Annotated in this window: 14 protein-coding genes and 1 tRNA gene; 1 reads left to right on the top strand and 14 read right to left on the bottom strand. The window is 65.7% G+C overall.

The genetic code is table 11. The features are described from left to right. Positions 1 to 8: 8 nt before the first annotated feature. Together fauA and AC0Z6F_RS21480 are read right to left on the bottom strand one after the other, a co-directional pair. Positions 9 to 2,180, bottom strand: coding sequence for a TonB-dependent alcaligin siderophore receptor FauA (gene fauA / locus AC0Z6F_RS21485; protein ID WP_485618416.1), 2,172 nt, complete (start codon positions 2,178 to 2,180; stop codon positions 9 to 11). Between the two features lie 111 nt (positions 2,181 to 2,291). Next, positions 2,292 to 3,230, bottom strand: coding sequence for a helix-turn-helix transcriptional regulator (locus tag AC0Z6F_RS21480; RefSeq protein ID WP_065723139.1), 939 nt, complete (start codon positions 3,228 to 3,230; stop codon positions 2,292 to 2,294). Positions 3,231 to 3,369: 139 nt separating this feature from the next. On the opposite strand from AC0Z6F_RS21480, the gene AC0Z6F_RS21475 reads away from it, so the two are divergent. Next, complete coding sequence (locus AC0Z6F_RS21475; RefSeq protein WP_485618418.1) at positions 3,370 to 5,700, top strand: TonB-dependent receptor; 2,331 nt, start codon at positions 3,370 to 3,372, stop codon at positions 5,698 to 5,700. Between the two features lie 120 nt (positions 5,701 to 5,820). Here the strand turns inward: AC0Z6F_RS21475 and AC0Z6F_RS21470 are convergent. From AC0Z6F_RS21470 to folP, 12 genes are all read right to left on the bottom strand, one after another. Then, positions 5,821 to 5,913 (bottom strand) — tRNA-Ser (locus AC0Z6F_RS21470). Between the two features lie 78 nt (positions 5,914 to 5,991). Continuing rightward, positions 5,992 to 6,195 carry a carbon storage regulator CsrA gene (csrA, locus tag AC0Z6F_RS21465; RefSeq protein ID WP_004152909.1) on the bottom strand — a complete coding sequence of 68 codons (204 nt, stop codon included), beginning with the start codon at positions 6,193 to 6,195 and terminating at the stop codon, positions 5,992 to 5,994. Positions 6,196 to 6,342: 147 nt separating this feature from the next. Next, complete coding sequence (alaS, locus tag AC0Z6F_RS21460; RefSeq protein WP_485618421.1) at positions 6,343 to 8,991, bottom strand: alanine--tRNA ligase; 2,649 nt, start codon at positions 8,989 to 8,991, stop codon at positions 6,343 to 6,345. A gap of 109 nt (positions 8,992 to 9,100) precedes the next feature. Then, entirely contained in the window at positions 9,101 to 9,592 is a 492-nt protein-coding gene (recX, locus tag AC0Z6F_RS21455) for a recombination regulator RecX (RefSeq protein ID WP_485618423.1), read from the bottom strand. A 110-nt stretch (positions 9,593 to 9,702) separates the two neighbouring features. Further along, positions 9,703 to 10,740, bottom strand: coding sequence for a recombinase RecA (recA, locus tag AC0Z6F_RS21450; RefSeq protein WP_012510666.1), 1,038 nt, complete (start codon positions 10,738 to 10,740; stop codon positions 9,703 to 9,705). Positions 10,741 to 10,944: 204 nt separating this feature from the next. Beyond that, complete coding sequence (lexA, locus tag AC0Z6F_RS21445; protein ID WP_100434413.1) at positions 10,945 to 11,580, bottom strand: transcriptional repressor LexA; 636 nt, start codon at positions 11,578 to 11,580, stop codon at positions 10,945 to 10,947. A 219-nt stretch (positions 11,581 to 11,799) separates the two neighbouring features. Beyond that, on the bottom strand, positions 11,800 to 13,482 hold the full coding sequence (gene ubiB, locus AC0Z6F_RS21440) for a 2-polyprenylphenol 6-hydroxylase (RefSeq protein WP_041864637.1): 1,683 nt from the start codon (positions 13,480 to 13,482) through the stop codon (positions 11,800 to 11,802). 34 nt (positions 13,483 to 13,516) lie between these two features. Continuing rightward, positions 13,517 to 14,011: a CinA family protein gene (locus AC0Z6F_RS21435; RefSeq protein WP_100434777.1), complete on the bottom strand. Its 495-nt coding sequence runs from the start codon at positions 14,009 to 14,011 to the stop codon at positions 13,517 to 13,519. A gap of 103 nt (positions 14,012 to 14,114) precedes the next feature. Continuing rightward, a complete protein-coding gene (hflX, locus tag AC0Z6F_RS21430; protein WP_012510662.1) occupies positions 14,115 to 15,425 on the bottom strand; it encodes a ribosome rescue GTPase HflX in 1,311 nt (436 codons plus the stop codon). Positions 15,426 to 15,439: 14 nt separating this feature from the next. Further along, positions 15,440 to 15,715, bottom strand: a complete 276-nt coding sequence (gene hfq, locus AC0Z6F_RS21425; RefSeq protein ID WP_004152891.1) for an RNA chaperone Hfq — start codon at positions 15,713 to 15,715, stop codon at positions 15,440 to 15,442. Positions 15,716 to 15,811: 96 nt separating this feature from the next. Continuing rightward, positions 15,812 to 16,765 (bottom strand): tRNA (adenosine(37)-N6)-dimethylallyltransferase MiaA, encoded by a 954-nt coding sequence (miaA, locus tag AC0Z6F_RS21420; protein WP_012510661.1) that lies wholly within the window; start codon positions 16,763 to 16,765, stop codon positions 15,812 to 15,814. Further along, positions 16,765 to 17,661, bottom strand: a complete 897-nt coding sequence (folP, locus tag AC0Z6F_RS21415; RefSeq protein WP_012510660.1) for a dihydropteroate synthase — start codon at positions 17,659 to 17,661, stop codon at positions 16,765 to 16,767. Before folP ends, miaA begins: the two co-directional genes overlap by 1 nt. Between the last annotated feature and the right edge of the window lie 255 nt (positions 17,662 to 17,916).

Here is a 17,916-nt window from a genome sequence, read left to right as displayed (position 1 = left end):
CGTCATCCTCAGTAGCCGACCTTCAGCGTGAACATCACGTTTCGCGGTGCACCGTACCAGCCCTGGTTGTAGAAGCCGATCTGCGAGTAATAGTGGCGGTCGAACAGATTGTTGATGTTGACCGCCGCAGAGACGTTGGAACTGAACTGGTAGCGCGCCATCAGGTTCACCAGTGCGTAGCTGGGCTGCTCCACGGGCACCCGGCGATTTCCGGGCGCGGTGGCGGTCTGGTACATGCGGTTCTGCCAGTCCACGCCACCGCCGATCGTCAGCTGGTCCCAGGCACCTGGCAGGCGCCAGGTGGTGAACAGCTTGAACAGGCTGCGCGGCTTGGCGGTATTGATCGCCCGGCCCTGCGCGTCCTGCGCGATGAAGGTGGTGAAGCTGGTGCCCAGGCTCCAGCCCGGCAGCGGCTCGCCGGCCAGTTCCAGTTCCAGACCGTCCACGGTTGCGCCCTTCACCGCGCGGTAGGCCGCCTGCGTGCTGCCTTCGACCAGCCCACCGGTGGCTTCGGCCAGGTTGTCCTGCTGGGTGCGGAACAACGCCGCTGAGGCGTTTAAACGCTCCTGCAGCCAGCTGCCCTTGAGGCCCAGCTCGTAGCTGCGGCCGCGGACCGGATCGAGGATCTGCCCGGATTCATTGCGGTTGTTCTGCGGCTTGAAGATACCGGTGTAGCTGGCGTACACGCTGCTGTAGTTGTTGATGTCCCAGACCACGCCGGCATAGGATACGAACTCGTTGCGGTAGCGGTACTTGCGCTTGGCTCCGAAGTACACCTGGTCGGTCTCCCAGTTGCTCAGGCGGCCACCGACGATCACGTGCAGCGGATCGGCCAACGACAGCCGCGCGACGGCATAGGCACCGCTCTGCTGGTTATCCAGGTCATCGGCCTGGGTCTTGCTGCTGGCCCACATCGGCTCAGGCGTGCCCGGCCCATGCCAATCCAGATAGCTGGCCAACGGCGGCAGCGGCGCCAGTGCGCGGTACTGCCCCAGCGCGATTTCATCGCGTGAGCGCGACCAGCCGATGGACGCAGTGTGCTGACGGCCGAACAGCTGGAACGGACCGGACAGGCTGGCACTGATCGCTTCGCGGCGCACCGGACCGTCGTAGCGGGTGAAGCTGTTGCCATTGGGCATGGCGCCGGTAACCGGATCGGGGTAGCCACCGCGATAGAGATGCTTCATTTCCATGTCGGTATGCGAGCGGCTGTAGGACACGCGCGCCTGCCAGTCGTTGCCGAAACGATGGTTGAAGTCGAAGAAGCCATTGCGGGTGTCGGTGGTCATCCGTGCCCACGGCGCGGTGGCTGATACCGAGCGGTCGAAACGGGTACGCGTGCCATCGGCGTTGAACAGCGCGAAGCCGCTGCCGAAGCCGCGGTTGTCGTTGCCTTGGTAGGAGATGCCGGCGATCAACCCGGTGTCCTCGCCCAGGTCCACGCTGACCACGCCGTAGAGCGTCTTCGCCGTACTGTCCAGGCCAGCGGTGTAGCTGTCGCCCTCTGCCTGCGCAGCGACCACGCGACCACGCACACGCCCTTCCCGGCTCAGCGGGCTGGACACATCCACCCAGGCGCGGCGCGCATCCCAGCTGCCGAGGCTGATGCCGCCGCTGGCAGCGAATTCACGCAGCGGGCGCTTGCGCACGTAGTTCACTGCCGCCGAGGGATTACCGGCACCGGTCATCAGGCCGTTGGCACCGCGCACGATCTCGATACGGTCGTACACCACCATGTCCAGATTGTTCTCGCCGAAATTCCATGGCGACAGCACCGGCATCACCACGCCATCGAACTGGTAGTTGTCGATGTCGAAGCCGCGCGCCGAGAACGAATAGCGGTTGGCATCGCTGCGTGTGACCGAGATGCCCGGGGCGGTCGACAAGGCGTCGGCGGTGCTCAGCAGCCCGCGGTCCTCGATCTGTTGGCGGGTGACCACGCTGACCGACTGCGGCGTCTGTCGCGAGGTCAGCGACAGCCCCGTCGCCGTGCCCATGGAATCGGTGGTGTAGGAGCGCGAGCTTTCGGTGCTGCCATCGAGGTCGGCCGTGACCTGCACGGTTGGGAGCTGGGAAGGCGTTACGGAGGGAATGAGTTCGGCGGCGTGGGCAGCGTTGAACAGCGCCAGGGTCGTGCCGATGGCGGTGGCCAGGGCACACGGGCGGAAACAGGCAGGCATGGGAGATCCAGCGGGAGGGAAAGGCTGGATGAGAATTATTGTCATTTGAGCGTGAGCGCACGTATGCGCCCACGCAGCACGCGTATGCGCACTGCCAGCCGCGATCCGGATTCAGCGGATCTGGCTGGGGGCGATGCCGTAGCGCGTTCGGAACGCGGTTGCGAAATTGGTGGCATGCCGATAGCCGACGAAATGCGCGGCCTGCTGCACGCTGCAGCCCTGCCGCAGCTGCTCGCAGGCCAACTGCAGGCGTCGCTCGCGCAGCCACGCGAATACCGAACAGTGGTGCACCTGCTGGAATTTCAGGCGCAGGCTGCTCGGGCTCATGCAGGCCACGCGGGCCAGATCCTCCAGCCGGTGGTCAGCCGCAGGTGATGCCTGCAGGCAGTCGATTACCCGTTGCAGCATGCGGCGGTCGCGCGGTGAAACACGCAGATCCGGCAGCGCGTCCTGTGCAGACGCACCCAACGCCATCGCCAGCATCTGCAGTCCCACACCCTCGCACAGCAGCGCATGCATCGCGCCTTGCCAGGTCCCCGACAGCAACTGTTCGGCGGCGTGTTCAAGATGCGCGGGTACCTGCCAACTGTGCAGCCGCCGCCGACCATGGCGACGAGCCTGCAACAACAGATCGCTGATCACCGGATCATCCATCTCGGCCGGTGCATCCAGCGAGACATTCAGACTGCGCATCCGTTGGCCGGCCGGATGGATCGCAGTCATCGGCGCGGCATCGGCCAACACCATCGCGCCGGCGCCGCGGTTCATGCCGATCACGGCCTGCCCTGCCAGGCGTGCTCCGGCACGACCTTCCAGCATCACGATCGCAGCGAACGGCGGGGGGGCCTCCGAAGTCGCCTCGAACGGCTGGTGCGCGACCACGTCCGACAGCGCCAGGCTGATGCCAGGGCGCAAGCAGCGCTGTTCCACCCTGCCCTCGACCACGCACAGCGCGCCCGAATCGGCGGCGGACGCGAGTGCTGGCAGCCGATAGCGGAAACCACTGCTGCGGCCCAAGCGGTCCAGGTCGGCAAGGGTAAGGGTGTGCATGGGGCGCCTGAGGGAAATCCAGTGCCATTGTCATATGAGAACCGCTCTCATCTCCAGCCTTCGTGGCAAGGCCCGATCTGCCCTTGCCGATACAAATAGTTACGTTATAACATTTCACATCTTTTTCACGGAGCGTTCCATGCGTCGCCACCTGCTTGCTGCCGCCATTCTGTTCGTCGTTCACAACGCCCAGGCTGCGGACGAACCTACCCTTCCCACCCTCCAGGTGCAGGCCTCGCAGCCCTCCCGCATCGACAGCCGGGTCACCGTGGACAACCCGCAGGCGCAGAACCGCACCCTCGGCGGCCTGCTCGAACACGTCTCCGGTGTGCAGAGCAGCGCCTTCGGGCCGAATGCGGGCGCCCCGGTCATCCGCAGCCTCAGCGGCAACCGCGTGCAGATCCTGCAGGACGGCCAGTCCATCCTGGGCATGAACGCGATCAGCGGTGACATCAACATCCCGTTCGATCCGCTGTTCGTGCGAAGCGTCACCGTCAACAAGTCCTCCGACACCGTGCGCTATGGGGGCAATGCGATCGGCGGCAGCGTGGAGATCGACTCGGGCCTGATCTCGCGCAGCATGGAAGACAAGGATCAGTCGATGGAACTGGTCCTGCGCAAGGGCTTCAACGCGGCCGACGCGCAGGGCTTCCGCATGAACTTCAACAACCAGCGCAACATCTCCACCAATCTGCAGGTGTCGCGGCAGCGCATCTCGCACTACGACATCCCCGGCAACAGCAAGGCCAGCGCCTGCAACACCGGACTGTTCCCGGCCGGCGGGGGCGTCAACTCGGCGCTGGCCGACGCCTGCCAGAAAGAGGCGCGCGTCCAGCAGATCTACAACAAGGCCTCGCAACCCTACATCGACCAGTTCATGACCGAGAACCCGGACTGGGCCGATGGTGATTTCTCCTTCTACACCAACAATCCGACATCGGTCTGGCAGCGCCGTACCTACGTCAATCCGGTCAACCCGGCCTACGTTGCAGGCACGCCTTCATACGTGCAGAAGCAGATCAACAACGATGTCACCCCCGACTACCACCACCGGCTGGGCAACAGCTATGCACGCAATTCGCAGGTGGCCTTCGGTTCGACGCTGTTCTTCGACCGCGGCTACATCGGTGTCAGCATCGATGCAAAGGACAGCGAGTACGGCGTGCCGGGCTTTTCGATGCAGAACCTGTCGTTCGGCTCCAACTATGCCGACGGCCTGCCGGTGGGCGTGGTGATCAAGCAGCAGCGCTACGCACTGGAAGCCCTGCTGCGCGATCCGCTGCCCTACGTTGAACGCGCCGAGCTGCGGGTCTCGAAGCTGGACAACACCTCCGGTGAGCGGCTGGGCGCAAAGAAAGCCAACGACTACGACTTCGAGAGCACCCAGGCCGAGCTGCTGCTGAGCCACCAGCGGGTTGGCCCGCTCAGCGGCCAGCTCGGTTTCAGCCATCAGTCGCGTGATGTCACCGGCAGCGGCTCGCTGCGCTACCTGCCTGACGTCGACACCCGCAGTAACGCGGTGTTCCTGAAGGAAACGCTGGACTTCGGCTGGGCCAGCTTCGACGCAGGCGTGCGCCACGAACGCGTGGATCACGAGCTGCAGCCCAGCCGCTTCAAGGCCGCGCGCAATGCTTCCAACACGAAACTGCAGGACCGCGACTACCGGCTCAACAGCTACAGTCTGGGCTCGTATGTCGAGCTGGGGCCGATGTTCGCGGCCAAGGTGCGTTACTCGTCTTCACAGCGTGCCCCGGAGATCAACGAGCTGTATGCCAGCAACGCGCACTACTCGGTGATGACCCAGGAAGAAGGCAACCAGAATCTGGAACCGGAACGCGCGAAGAACCTGGAGCTGACCGGCCTGTTCCACCTCGGTGGTTTCGAACTATCGGCAACCGCGTACCGGATGAAGTACGAGAATTATCTCTACCTCGGCTACTCCGGCCTGCAGACCGCCAACCGCCTGCCGCTGAAGTACTGGAAGCAGACCGACACCACGGTGAAGGGCTTCGAGATCGACGTGTCGCAGGCCGTGGACCTGGGCCGCTATGGTTCGTTGAATGTCTCCGCCTTCGCCGACCTGGTGAAGAACAAGGCCGACCATCCCGATTCGCTGCGCGCCCACAATGACGGCGAGTACCTGCCGAACATGCCGACCAACCGCTACGGCGCCAACCTGCAGTGGCAGCGCGAGGGCTGGAAGGCGCAGCTGTCCAGCACCTACTACGACACCCAGAAGTACCTCGGCCGCAATGTCAGCGAGGAAGTGCCACTGGATGCGTTCAACATGGTCGACCTGCAGGTCAGCCGCGAACTGCCGGTGCGCAACAGCTACATCGCCGGCATGGAGGTGTTCGTCAACGGCAGCAATCTGCTCAATGAAGAAGCACGTCCGCACAACTCGCCGTTGAAGTACATCGCACCGTTGCCCGGGCGTGGCTTCCAGGTGGGGGTGACGGTGAGGCTCTGAGCGGAGAATGGATCCGCCACCATCCACTGATCCATGATCGGTGGATGGTGCTTCAGGGATGAGTATTGGAGCAAAGAAAAACGCCTGCAGATCGAGGATCTGCAGGCGCTTCTTTGTATCTGGCGGAGTGAGAGGGATTCGAACCCTCGATAGAGCTTTTGACCCTATACTCCCTTAGCAGGGGAGCCCCTTCAGCCGCTCGGGCATCACTCCGGGGTTTTCTCCGCGTCTGGTGCGTTGCACCTCAGCGGGGCGTGAATCATAACGTTAATCGAGTGCGAAGGTAAAGCGTTATTCGGCAGAATTTTCACTGCCGGTGCCACCGGCTTCGTCACCACGCTGGATGCGCTGGTAGATCTCTTCGCGATGCACAGCGACGTCCTTCGGCGCAGTGATGCCGATACGCACCTGGTTACCCTTGACGCCAAGCACGGTGACGCTCACCGAGTCACCGATCATCAGGGTTTCGCCGACGCGGCGAGTCAGGATCAACATTTTTGTAAGTCTCCATGGAACCGTGTGGAAGGGTATCCCCCACCGGCTTGACGCTCCGTCAAGAAGCGCTACCACGACAAAGGGAAAAGATTCGCAATGGTACCGTCAGCCGTCCCGCTCCTACAAGGAGGGGGACGGCGCGGTTCATCACAGGCGGGGGCTGACCCATTCGACGACGGCAGCCAGCGCGGTGGCAAGGGCGGGCCCGTCCTCGCCACCACCCTGGGCGAGGTCCGGGCGTCCGCCGCCCTTGCCCCCGATCTGACCGGCGATATGGGACAACAGTTCCCCGGCCTTGACCTTGCCCATTGCGCTGCCGTTCACACCCGCGACCAGGGCGGCCTTGCCGTCCTGGGCACCGGCCAGCACGATCACCGCGTCGCCCAGCTGCTGCTTCAGGCGGTCCATGGCGTCACGCAGGGCCTTGGCGTCGAAGCCTTCCAGGCGCGCCGCCAGCACCTTCACACCGGCAACCTCGACGGCCTGGCCGGACAGGTCGGCGGTGGCGCCAGCGGCAACCTTGGCCTTCACGGACTCCAGCTCGCGTTCCAGCTGCTTCTGGCGCTGGCCAAGGGCGCGGATCTTCTCGACCACGTCGGCAGCGCTGCCGCCGAGCAGGTCGGCGGCCTCGGCCAAGCGGGCCTCTTCGGCATCCACGTAGTCCAGGGCACCCTGGCCGGTGACGGCCTCGATGCGGCGCACGCCAGCGGAGACGCCGCCCTCGGAGGTGATCTTGAACAGGCCGATGTCGCCGGTACGGTTGACGTGGGTACCGCCGCACAGCTCGGTGGAGTAGTCACCCATCTTCAGCACGCGCACGTGCTCACCGTACTTCTCGCCGAACAGGGCCATCGCGCCGAAGTCCAGCGCTTCCTGCATGCCCATGTTGTGCACTTCGGCAGCGTTGTTGGCACGCACCTGCTGGTTGACCTTGCGCTCGATCACGGCCAGCTCTTCCGCGCTGATCGGCTGGAAGTGCGAGAAGTCGAAGCGCAGGCGATCCGGCGCCACCATCGAGCCCTTCTGCTGCACGTGGGTACCCAGCACTTCGCGCAGGGCGGCATGCAGCAGGTGGGTGGCGGAGTGGTTGAGGATGGTGGCGCCACGGCGCTCGCCATCGACCTGGCCGGACAGCACGTCACCAACCTTCAGGCCGCCTTCGGACAGGATGCCGACGTGGCCATGGAACTGACCTGCGAACTTCTGGGTGTCTTCCACCGCCAGGCGCACGCCGTTGCCGGTCAGCACGCCGGTGTCACCGACCTGGCCGCCGGACTCGGCGTAGAACGGGGTCTGGTTGGTGATCACGATGACCGCATCACCGGCATTGGCCGACTGCACCGGACGGCCGTCCTTGAGCACGGCCAACACGGTCAGGTCATCGGCCTGCAGGCGGTCGTAGCCGAGGAAGCGGGTCGGGCTGAGGGTCGCCACCAGCTCGGCCGGCAGGGTCACGCCACCGCCGAACTTGCCGGCCGCGCGCGCGGTTTCGCGCTGCTGCTCCATCGCCGCATCGAAGCCGGCGATGTCGACGGTCAGGTCGCGCTCGCGGGCGATGTCCTGGGTCAGGTCGAGCGGGAAGCCATAGGTGTCGTACAGGCGGAACGCATCAACGCCGGGAATCACGCCATCGCTGGCCTTGCCGGCAACGTCTTCGAATATCTTCATGCCGGCGTCGAGGGTTTCAGCGAAACGCTCTTCTTCGGCCTGCAGCGCACGGGTGACGGTATCGACCGCCGCCGGCAGTTCCGGATAGGCCTCGCCCATCTGCTCGACCAGAGTCGGCACCAGCTTGCTGAAGAACGGCTGGCGCACACCCAGCATCCAGCCGTGGCGCAGGGCGCGGCGGATGATACGGCGCAGCACGTAGCCGCGGCCTTCGTTGGACGGCAGCACGCCGTCGACGATCAGGAACGAGCAGGCACGGATGTGATCGGCGATCACCCGCAGCGACTTGTTCTCCAGATCGGCGGTGCCGGTCAGTTCGGACGCCTTGCGGATCAGCGCCTGGAACAGGTCGATCTCGTAATTGGTGTGCACGTGCTGCAGGATCGCCGCCAGGCGCTCCAGGCCCATGCCGGTATCCACGCACGGTGCCGGCAGCGGCACCAGGGTGCCGTCGGGCTGGCGATCGAACTGCATGAACACCAGGTTCCAGATTTCGATGAAGCGGTCGCCGTCTTCATCCGGGGAACCCGGGGGGCCACCGGCGATGTGGTCGCCGTGGTCGTAGAAGATCTCGGTGCACGGGCCGCACGGGCCGGTATCGGCCATCTGCCAGAAATTGTCCGAGGCGAACGGCGCACCCTTGTTGTCACCGATGCGCACGATGCGCTCCTCGGGGATGCCGACCATGTCGCGCCACAGCGCATACGCTTCGTCGTCGGTCTGGTAGACGGTGACCAGCAGGCGTTCGGCCGGCAGTTTCCAGACCTGGGTCAGCAGCTCCCATGCCCAGGCGATCGCGTCCTTCTTGAAGTAGTCGCCGAAGGACCAGTTGCCCAGCATTTCGAAGAAAGTATGGTGACGTGCGGTGTAGCCGACCTGGTCAAGGTCGTTGTGCTTGCCGCCGGCGCGCAGGCAGCGCTGGACGTCGGCCGCGCGCACGTAGCTGCGCTTCTCCGCGCCAAGGAACACGTCCTTGAACTGCACCATGCCGGAATTGGTGAACAGCAGGGTCGGATCATTGCCCGGCACCAGCGGCGCCGACGGCACGATGGTGTGGCCTTTGCCCTTGAAGAATTCAAGGAAGTCGCTGCGGATCTGGGAAGTCGTGAATTTGGCGGATGCGTTCATTGGGGGCTGGCAGTCGGCGGGCCGGCGGACCCGGACCACCGGCCGCAATGGCCAGGGTCGCCCGGGACCGCCGAAAACCTAAAGGGTATCAGGCCCGGCGCCGCCAGTCTCAGTCATCCGGCTCGTAGCGGGTCGCGCGGCGGATACTGTCACCGTCGAAGCCCCGTCGGGCCAGCAGGTCCGCAGCCTTGCGACGCTGCGCCAGGTCCTGCGGGCCGGTTTCGCCGAAGCGGCGGCGGACCAGGTCGCGGGCGTTCTCCTGCCAGTCGCCTTCATAGCTGTCCATTGCCGCGGCGATCGCCTCGCTGTCCAGGCCATGGGTGCCGAGCTCGGCGCGCACGTGGATCGGCCCGTAGCCGGTATTGGCACGCATCCGCACCAGGTTCTCGGCAAAGCGGGTGTCATCCTGCCAGCCCGCCTCGGTCAGCTTGGCAACAGCGGCCTGCGCGGCCTCATCCTCGATGCCACGGGCGGTCAGCTTGCGGGTCAGCTCTTTGCGCGAGTGTTCGCGGCGGACCAGCAGGCCCAGCGCCCGTTGTACCGGGGTCTGCTCACGCGGCCGGCGCTTGCGGCCGGTGGGAATGTCTTCGGCGTCGGACATCGGTGCTCCAGGGGTGGCGCCATCCGTGGCGCCCTGCCCGTCCATGGGCGATTCGAACCTGCGGAGCAGGGCGACGTCACTGACGGCGCCACCCTGCCCCACAGCAAGCCTTATTCGTCGTCGCCTTCGTCATCGCCTTCTTCGCGGGCAGCTTCAGACGGCTGGAACTTCTCGCGCAGCTCGGCTTCGAGCTTGGCGGCGACGGTCGGGTTGTCGCGCAGGTAGCCACGGGCATTGTCCTTGCCCTGGCCGATACGCTCTTCGCCGTAGCTGTACCAGGCGCCGGCCTTCTCGACCAGCTTGGCATCCACGCCCATGTCGATCAGTTCGCCTTCGCGGCTGATGCCTTCGCCGTACAGGATCTCGGTGATGACCTGCTTGAACGGCGGCGCCAGCTTGTTCTTGACGACCTTGATCTTGGTCTGGTTGCCGATGATCTCGTCGCCCTTCTTGATCGCGCCGATACGACGGATATCCAGGCGCACCGAGGCATAGAACTTCAGCGCGTTGCCGCCAGTGGTCACTTCCGGGCTCTGGCCCGGCATCATCACGCCGATCTTCATGCGCAGCTGGTTGATGAAGACCACCAGGGTGTTGGAGCGCTTGATGTTGCCGGTCAGCTTGCGCAGCGCCTGGCTCATCAGGCGGGCCTGCAGACCCGGCAGCTGGTCGCCCATCTCGCCTTCGATTTCGGCCTTCGGGGTCAGCGCGGCAACCGAGTCGACCACCAGGATGTCCACCGAGCCCGAACGGACCAGCATGTCGGCGATTTCCAGCGCCTGCTCGCCGGTGTCCGGCTGCGACAGCAGCAGGTCGTCCACGTTGACGCCCAGCTTGGCGGCGTAGATCGGATCCAGCGCATGCTCGGCGTCGATGAAGGCTGCGGTGCCGCCCAGCTTCTGGCACTCGGCGATGGCCTGCAGGGTCAAGGTGGTCTTGCCCGACGACTCCGGACCATAGATCTCAACGACACGGCCCTTCGGCAGACCACCAATGCCGAGCGCGATGTCGAGCATCAGCGAACCGGTCGGGATGGCTTCGACGGGTTCGACCACACGGTCGCCCATGCGCATCACCGAGCCCTTGCCGAACTGCTTTTCGATCTGGCCCAGAGCTGCAGCGAGGGCGCGCTTCTTGTTCTCGTCCATCGGATTGGTCCTTGCAGAGGTCGTGTCGTTGGAGGTGCTGTCTTTGGGGGTCTTCTTTGCCATGGGCTCACTTTAAGTCGGACGTATCGCACAGGCTGAGATTCTGCCCGGCGCTCTGAAAAGAATTATCGGACATCCGTACCAACCTCAGTGGAACCAGAGAATCGCCACAAAAGACCGCGGGGTAATGCGCTATGGAACAGGTCAACGGTTGGGCCGCAGCAGGCCGCAATAGAGGCCTTCGATCGAGAAGTCCTGGTCCGGCAGCACCTCGATCGGCTTGTAGTCGGGGTTGCGTGGCAGCAGGCGGATACGGTCCTTGGCGATCTTCAGCAGCTTGACGGTGATCTCGTCATCGATGCGAGCCACTACGATCTGCCCGGAATGGGCGTCGCGGGTGCGATGCACGCCGATCAGGTCACCGTCGAAGATGCCCTCGTCGATCATCGAATCGCCCTGCACCTTGAGCAGGTAATCCGGCGCCGGCGAGAAGAACACCCGGTCCAGCACCACGAAATCATCCGAGCCGATGTCCGCACCGATCGGCAGGCCAGCTGCGACCCGGCCGAGCACCGGCAGGCGTAGGACGTTGTCGGGCAGGCCCGGCCCGGCCAGCTTCTCCAGTGGTGGCGCCTGCACCAGGCGGATGCCACGGGCCTGGCCCGGAATGCGACGGATCGCACCGGCCTGCTCCAGGGCTTCCAGGTGGTACTGGGCCGCGCGGACGCCCTTGAAGCCGAATGCACGCGCGATTTCAGTCTGCGACGGCGGTGCGCCTTCGCTCTCGATACGCTCGGCGATCAACTGCAGGATCGCCTGCTGGGTGTCGGTCAGGTCCATGATTAGTAGTATTACTACTAACTGGCGGGACTGCAAGTGCCGTGGGCGACACGGCGGCATCTGTGGTGCCGAGCCATGCTCGGCGATCGTCGCCGGGATTGGCCCGGCTGGCAGAGGCAGAGGCAAAGGCGAGAGCAAAAGCAGCCGACCAGCGGTCGGCTCTACAGGAATCGCTGGGCGATTCCGCGGTTCCCGTTGGGAACCGCTGCGGCAAGCACACTATGTGTGCTTGCCGCTTCTCCAGATCGAAAACAGGATCCAGACGCCGCAGAAGCCGGCGCCGATGAAGCCGCACACGCCCAGCGCCAGCAGCCAGCGGCTGGAGACGCCACCTACACTGTGCATCACGATGGATGAGCCGATGATCAGAGCGGCGGTAACGATGCCCATCACCAGCCGGTTGGCGGCGCGGTTGACCTGTTCGCCGAAGCCCTGCAACGCCGTGGTTTCCACCTTCAGCTGCAGGCGCCCACGGCGCGCGGCCTGGACCAGCTTGCGCAGGTCGCGCGGCAGTTCACCGGCGAAATCGACCAGGCCCAGCAGGCTGCGCCGGCCACGCTTGAGCAGCGCCTTGGGCGCATAACGCTGCAGCACCACCCGCTCCAGGAACGGGCGCGCGGCGCTGGCCATGTCGAAATCCGGGTCCAACTGCCGGCCCATGCCTTCCAGGGTCAGGAACGCCTTGATCATCAGCGCCAGATCGGCCGGCAGGGTCAGGCTGTAGCTGCGCAGCAACTGGGTGATGTCGCCCAGCATCAGGCCGATGCGCAGGTCCTTCAACGGCACGCCCCGGTACTGGTCGACGAACTGGCTGATGTCGTGCTGCAGCCGGTTTTCGTCCACTTCCACGCCGCCGGCCCAGTCCAGCAGCACGTCGGCCACGCCCTGCGGGTCCTGCTCGACCAGCCCGTGCAGCAGCTGCGCGACCTGGAAACGACGCACTTCCGACAGCGCACCGACCATGCCGAAATCGATCACGCCGATGCGGCCGTCGCGCAGGTAGATGATGTTTCCCGGATGCGGATCGGCGTGGAAGCTGCCGTCCTCCAACACCATCTTCAGCACGATGTCAGCACCACGCCGCGCCAGTTCGCGCCGATCCAGCCCCGCCGCATCGACGCCGGCCAGGTCGCGGCCGGGAATGCCATCAACGAAGTCCTGCACGTTCAGGCTTTCACAGGTCCACTGCCAGTGCACGCTGGGGATCAGGATGTCGTCGCGTCCTTTGAAGTTGCGCGCGATGCGTTCGGCGTTGCGGCACTCGGCGGCGAAATCCAGCTCGCGGCGCAATGAAACGGTGAACTGCTGCACGACCTCGGCCGGACGATAGCGGCGCAGGTCCGGCAGGCGGGCTTCAACGATCTCGGCAAGGCGGGCAAGCAGACGCAGATCGGCCTCGACCACATCGCGGATGCCGGGGCGACGCACCTTCAGCACCACCTCCCGGCCGTCCTGCAGTCGCGCGCGATGGGCTTGCGCCAGCGAAGCCGCAGCCATGGGCGTTTCATCAAGGAAGGCGAACACCTCCTGCGGCGACGCACCGAGGTCGGACTCGAGCTGCTCGCGGATTTCCGCGTACGGCAACGCCGGCACTGCGTTCTGCAGTTCGGACAGCTCGGCGATCCATTCCGGCGGCAGCAGGTCGACGCGCGTCGCCAGCACCTGGCCAAGCTTGACGAAGGTCGGGCCGAGATCCTGCATTGCGCTGCGCACGCGCACCGGTGCGGTCATCCGCAGCAGTTCCTGGCGCTCTTCGTTCCAGTGCAGCAGGCGCCCTGCCCGTTCCAGCACCGTGGCCAGGCCGATGCGCCGCACCACGTCGCCGAAGCCATAGCGGATCAGGACGACGGCGATTTCCTGCAGTCGGCCCAGGTCACGGACCGTGCCCAGCGTTTCCCACATCATGCGTGCTCCGGACGATTACCGGAGCAGCATGTCACAGCTGGGCGTCGATACCGCGCAATGCCGCGGCCACGGTTTGCCGGCGGATGGCTTCGCGGTCGCCATCGAGCTGGAACAATTCGGCGCGGGCGTAACCACCACGGCGCTTCCAGCCGATCCAGACGCTGCCGACCGGCTTGTCAGGGCTGCCGCCACCAGGGCCAGCGATACCGGTCACCGCCACGGCAATGCCGGCGCCAGAGTTGACCAGCGCACCGGACACCATCTCCAGCACGGTTTCGCGGCTGACCGCACCAAACTGCTCCAGCGTCTGCGCGCGCACGCCAAGCAGGCGCTGCTTGGCCTCGTAGCTGTAGACCACCATGCCGCAGTCGAAGAACGCCGAGGAACCGGCGATGTCGGTCATGCACTTGGCGATCCAGCCGCCACTGCAGCTTTCAGCGGTCACCAGCTGCAGCGAGGCCTGCTGCAGGCGCTGCCCGAGCGCGGCGGACTGGGCATTGAGTTCAGCGTCGGTGGGAATGGACATCGGCATGACGGTGGGGTGAAGAACCTGCACGTTGTACCGCAGATGACAGCCGGATGTCGCGGGCCACCGCAATGACAGCAGCCGGGCCTGGCCCGGCGCTACCTCACCACTCCGGCAGTTTCTCCGGCAGCAGCGCCCTGATCGGCGCGCCGTCGACACTGGCGGCCAGCTTTTCGGCTTCGGCGATCGGCAGGTCGACCTGCAGCAGCCAGCCGTCTTCATCGGCCTGCTCGCTGCGAATCACTTCCAGCTGGTGCAGGCGCGCACGCAGGCGGCCGGCATCCGGCGGCAGGCGCAGCTCACCGGTCACGTGCTGCAGGCCCAGGCGCTTGCCCAGCACGCTCTGCAGCAGCTCCAGGCCCTGCCCATCGCGTGCGGAAATCCACACCCGCTCGCGGCGCGACTCGTCCGGGATACCGTCCTGGCCATCGTGGCGGACGTCGGCGCCCTCGATCCGGTCGATCTTGTTGAACACCAGCAACTGCGGCAGGTCACCGGCACCGACTGCGGTCAGCACCTCGTCCACCTGGGCGATGCGCTCCTCGCGGTGCGGATCGGCGGCGTCAACCACGTGCAGCAGGAAGTCGGCCTCGCGCGCCTCGGACAAGGTCGAGCGGAACGCGGCGACCAGGTCATGCGGCAGGTCGCGGACGAAGCCGACGGTGTCGGCCAGCACCACGTTGCCGCCCGGCACCGCGATGCGGCGCACGGTCGGGTCCAGCGTGGCAAACAGCTGGTCGGCGGCATAAGCCTCGGCGCCGGTCATGGCGTTGAACAGCGTCGACTTGCCGGCGTTGGTGTAGCCCACCAGGGCCACGCGCGGCAGCTCGCTGCGCACGCGCGCACGGCGCATCTGGGTGCGCTGCACCTCGACCTTTTCCAGCCGCTTCTGCAGCTGCTCGACCCGCTTCTGCAACAGGCGGCGGTCGGTTTCCAGCTGGGTTTCACCCGGACCACGCAGGCCGATCGAACCGCCGCGCTGGCGCTCCAGATGGGTCCAGCCGCGCACCAGCCGCGTGGCCAGGTGACGCAGCTGCGCCAGCTCGACCTGCAGCTTGCCTTCGTGGCTGTGCGCACGCTGGGCGAAGATGTCCAGGATCAGGCCGGTACGGTCGATCACCCGGCGCTCGAGGAAGCGTTCCAGGTTGCGCTCCTGGCCCGGGCTCAACGCATGGTTGACCAGGATCAGGTCGGCACCGCTGGCATCGGCCGCAGCCTTGATCTCGTCCAGCTTGCCGCTGCCGATCAGGGTCGACGGATTCGGACGATCCAGGCGCGCGGTGATCGTCGCGGCGATGCTGGCCCCAGCCGAGCGGGCCAGATCACCGAATTCTTCCAGCACATCGTCTTCCAGCTTGCCGAAATGGGGCTGGATCAACAGGGCGTGTTCGCCCTTCTTCGAGCGGTCAAACATTCACCGCTCCGGTATTACTCGTCTGCTTCATCACCTGCCTGACCACCTTCACCCGACTGCACGTAACCACCGCCCGGACCGACCTTCACGTTGCGTGCTGGAACGACCGTGGAAATGGCGTGCTTGTAGACCATCTGACTGACCGTGTTGCGCAGCAGGACCACGAACTGGTCGAACGACTCGATCGTGCCCTGCAGCTTGATGCCGTTCACCAGGTACACCGAAACCGGCACGCGTTCGCGCCGCAGTGCGTTCAAGAAAGGATCCTGCAGCGATTGCCCCTTGGACATTGCACACTCCTGATTATTGTTCTTATTGGGTTGCCGACGATTGCCACGGCCCCCGAGCCGCCCGCCGACCGATGATGTTACACGGCTGGCGGGGGTTCAGCGTGCGACGAAGGTCGACACCGCGCCGGCCAGGCGCTCTTGGTCGATATGGGGGTCGAACCAGCGCGCATCAAGCTCGCCGCGCAGCCAGGTCAGCTGGCGCTTGGCCAGCTGGCGCGTGGCGAAGATCGCCTTGTCACGGAAGCGGGCGGCATCGCCCTCCCCGTCCAGGTACTCCCAGGCCTGCCGATAGCCGACCGCGCGCACCGCCGGCAGGTCCAGTGGCGCCTCCACGGCGGCCATTTCCGGCATCGCGCGCAATGCCCGCACCTCATCCAGAAAGCCCTGCGCCAGCATGGCGTCGAAGCGCGCCTCGATACGCTGGTGCAGCACCGCGCGATCATGCGGCGCCAGGATCAGCTTGAGGGTGCGCACCGGCAACGGCGCTACGCCCGGCCGACGCTGCCATTCAGTGATGGGCGTGCCGGTCAGGCGATAGACCTCCAGTGCGCGCTGGATACGTTGCGGGTCGGTCGCGTGGATACGCGTAGCGGCGGCGGGGTCGATCTGTGCCAGTTCAGCATGCAGCGCCGCCCAACCACGTTCGGCGGCTTCGGCAGCCAGTGCCGCACGCATGGCCGGGTCGGCTTCGGGCATCGGCGAGAGGCCCTGCAGCAGGGCGCGGAAATAAAGGCCCGTGCCACCGGCCAGGATCGGCATTTTGCCGCGCGCCACGATGTCGACCACGACGCGACTGGCATCGGCCGCGAACTCGGCCGCCGAATAGGTCTGCCAGGGATCGCGCAGGTCCAGCAGGTGGTGGGGTGCCTGTGCGCGCTCAGCCGCGTCGGGCTTGGCCGAGCCGATGTCCAGGTGGCGATAGACCAGTGCCGAATCGACGCTCACGATCTCGCCATCCAGCTGCCGGGCCAGGGCGATCGCAGTCGCGGTCTTGCCACTGGCGGTCGGTCCCATCACGGCGATCGCCAGCGGCCGCTGGTCGATCCCCATCAGTCTTCGTCCGGCCAGCGGATCGTCGGCGTGGCGTCGGCGCGCGGCGTCGGTACGGCCTGCACTGCCTGCCAGATCTTCAGTGCGTCGACCGTGGCGGCCACGTCATGCACGCGCACGATGCGCGCGCCACGCTGGACCGCAATCAGGTGCGCGGCTACCGACGCCGCCACCCGTTCGGAGGGCGTATCGCGGCCGGTGAGTTCTCCCAGGCTGCGCTTGCGCGACAGGCCAGCCAGCATCGGCACACCCAGTTCCAGGAAGCGCTCCGAACGCGCCAGCAGGGTCATGTTGTGGGCAGTGGTCTTGCCGAAGCCGAAACCGAGGTCGATCAGCAGGTTCTTCTTTGCGATGCCGGCCATTTCCGCGGCGAACAGGCGCTGCACCAGGAAGCCATGCACCTCGCCGACCACGTCGTCGTAGTGCGGATCGGCCTGCATGTGGCCCGGCTCGCCCTGCATGTGCATCAGCACCACCGGCACGCCTGCCTCGGCAGCCGCGTCCAACGCACCTTCCTGGCGCAGGCCAAAGATGTCGTTGATCATGCCGGCGCCGGCGGCCACTGCCGCCCGCATCACCTCGGGCTTGAAGGTGTCGATGCTGATCGGCACCTGGGTTCGGGCGGCCAACTGCTCGATCACCGGGATCACGCGGCGCAGTTCTTCTTCAATCGAGACCGGCGCGGCGCCCGGGCGCGTGGATTCGCCGCCGATGTCGAGCAGGTCAGCGCCCTCCTCGACCAGCCTCAGGCCATGCGAGACCGCCGCTTCGGTGGTGTCGTGCGCGCCGCCATCGGAGAACGAGTCCGGGGTGACGTTGACGATGCCCATGACCCGGGCACGGTCGAGGCGCAGGATGCGGCCGGCGCAATCGAGCTGGGGCGAGGTATCGAACATGGGCAATCCTGCGGGGGACAACGGCGGGTAGTTTAGTTCGGCAGGGCGGCGCCCTGCACCCGCAGAGGCAACGGCCACAGCAAGAGCCCAAGCAACAGCAGAAGCTGGTTTCCTGAGGGTAGCCGGGGTGGGTCCGGTTGCGGGAGACGCCGTAAACCCATCCATGAAGTGACCCCCGGGAATTGGACACCAGATCCAACCCCGAGGGATACATGAACAGATACGACGCGCGTTTCAAACTGCAGGTCGCCAAAG

Source organism: Stenotrophomonas sp. 1L-E-5-B-C3, from assembly GCF_057292075.1.
Note: the sequence above shows the minus strand (reverse complement) of the source record. Positions and strands in the feature narration are given on the sequence as shown.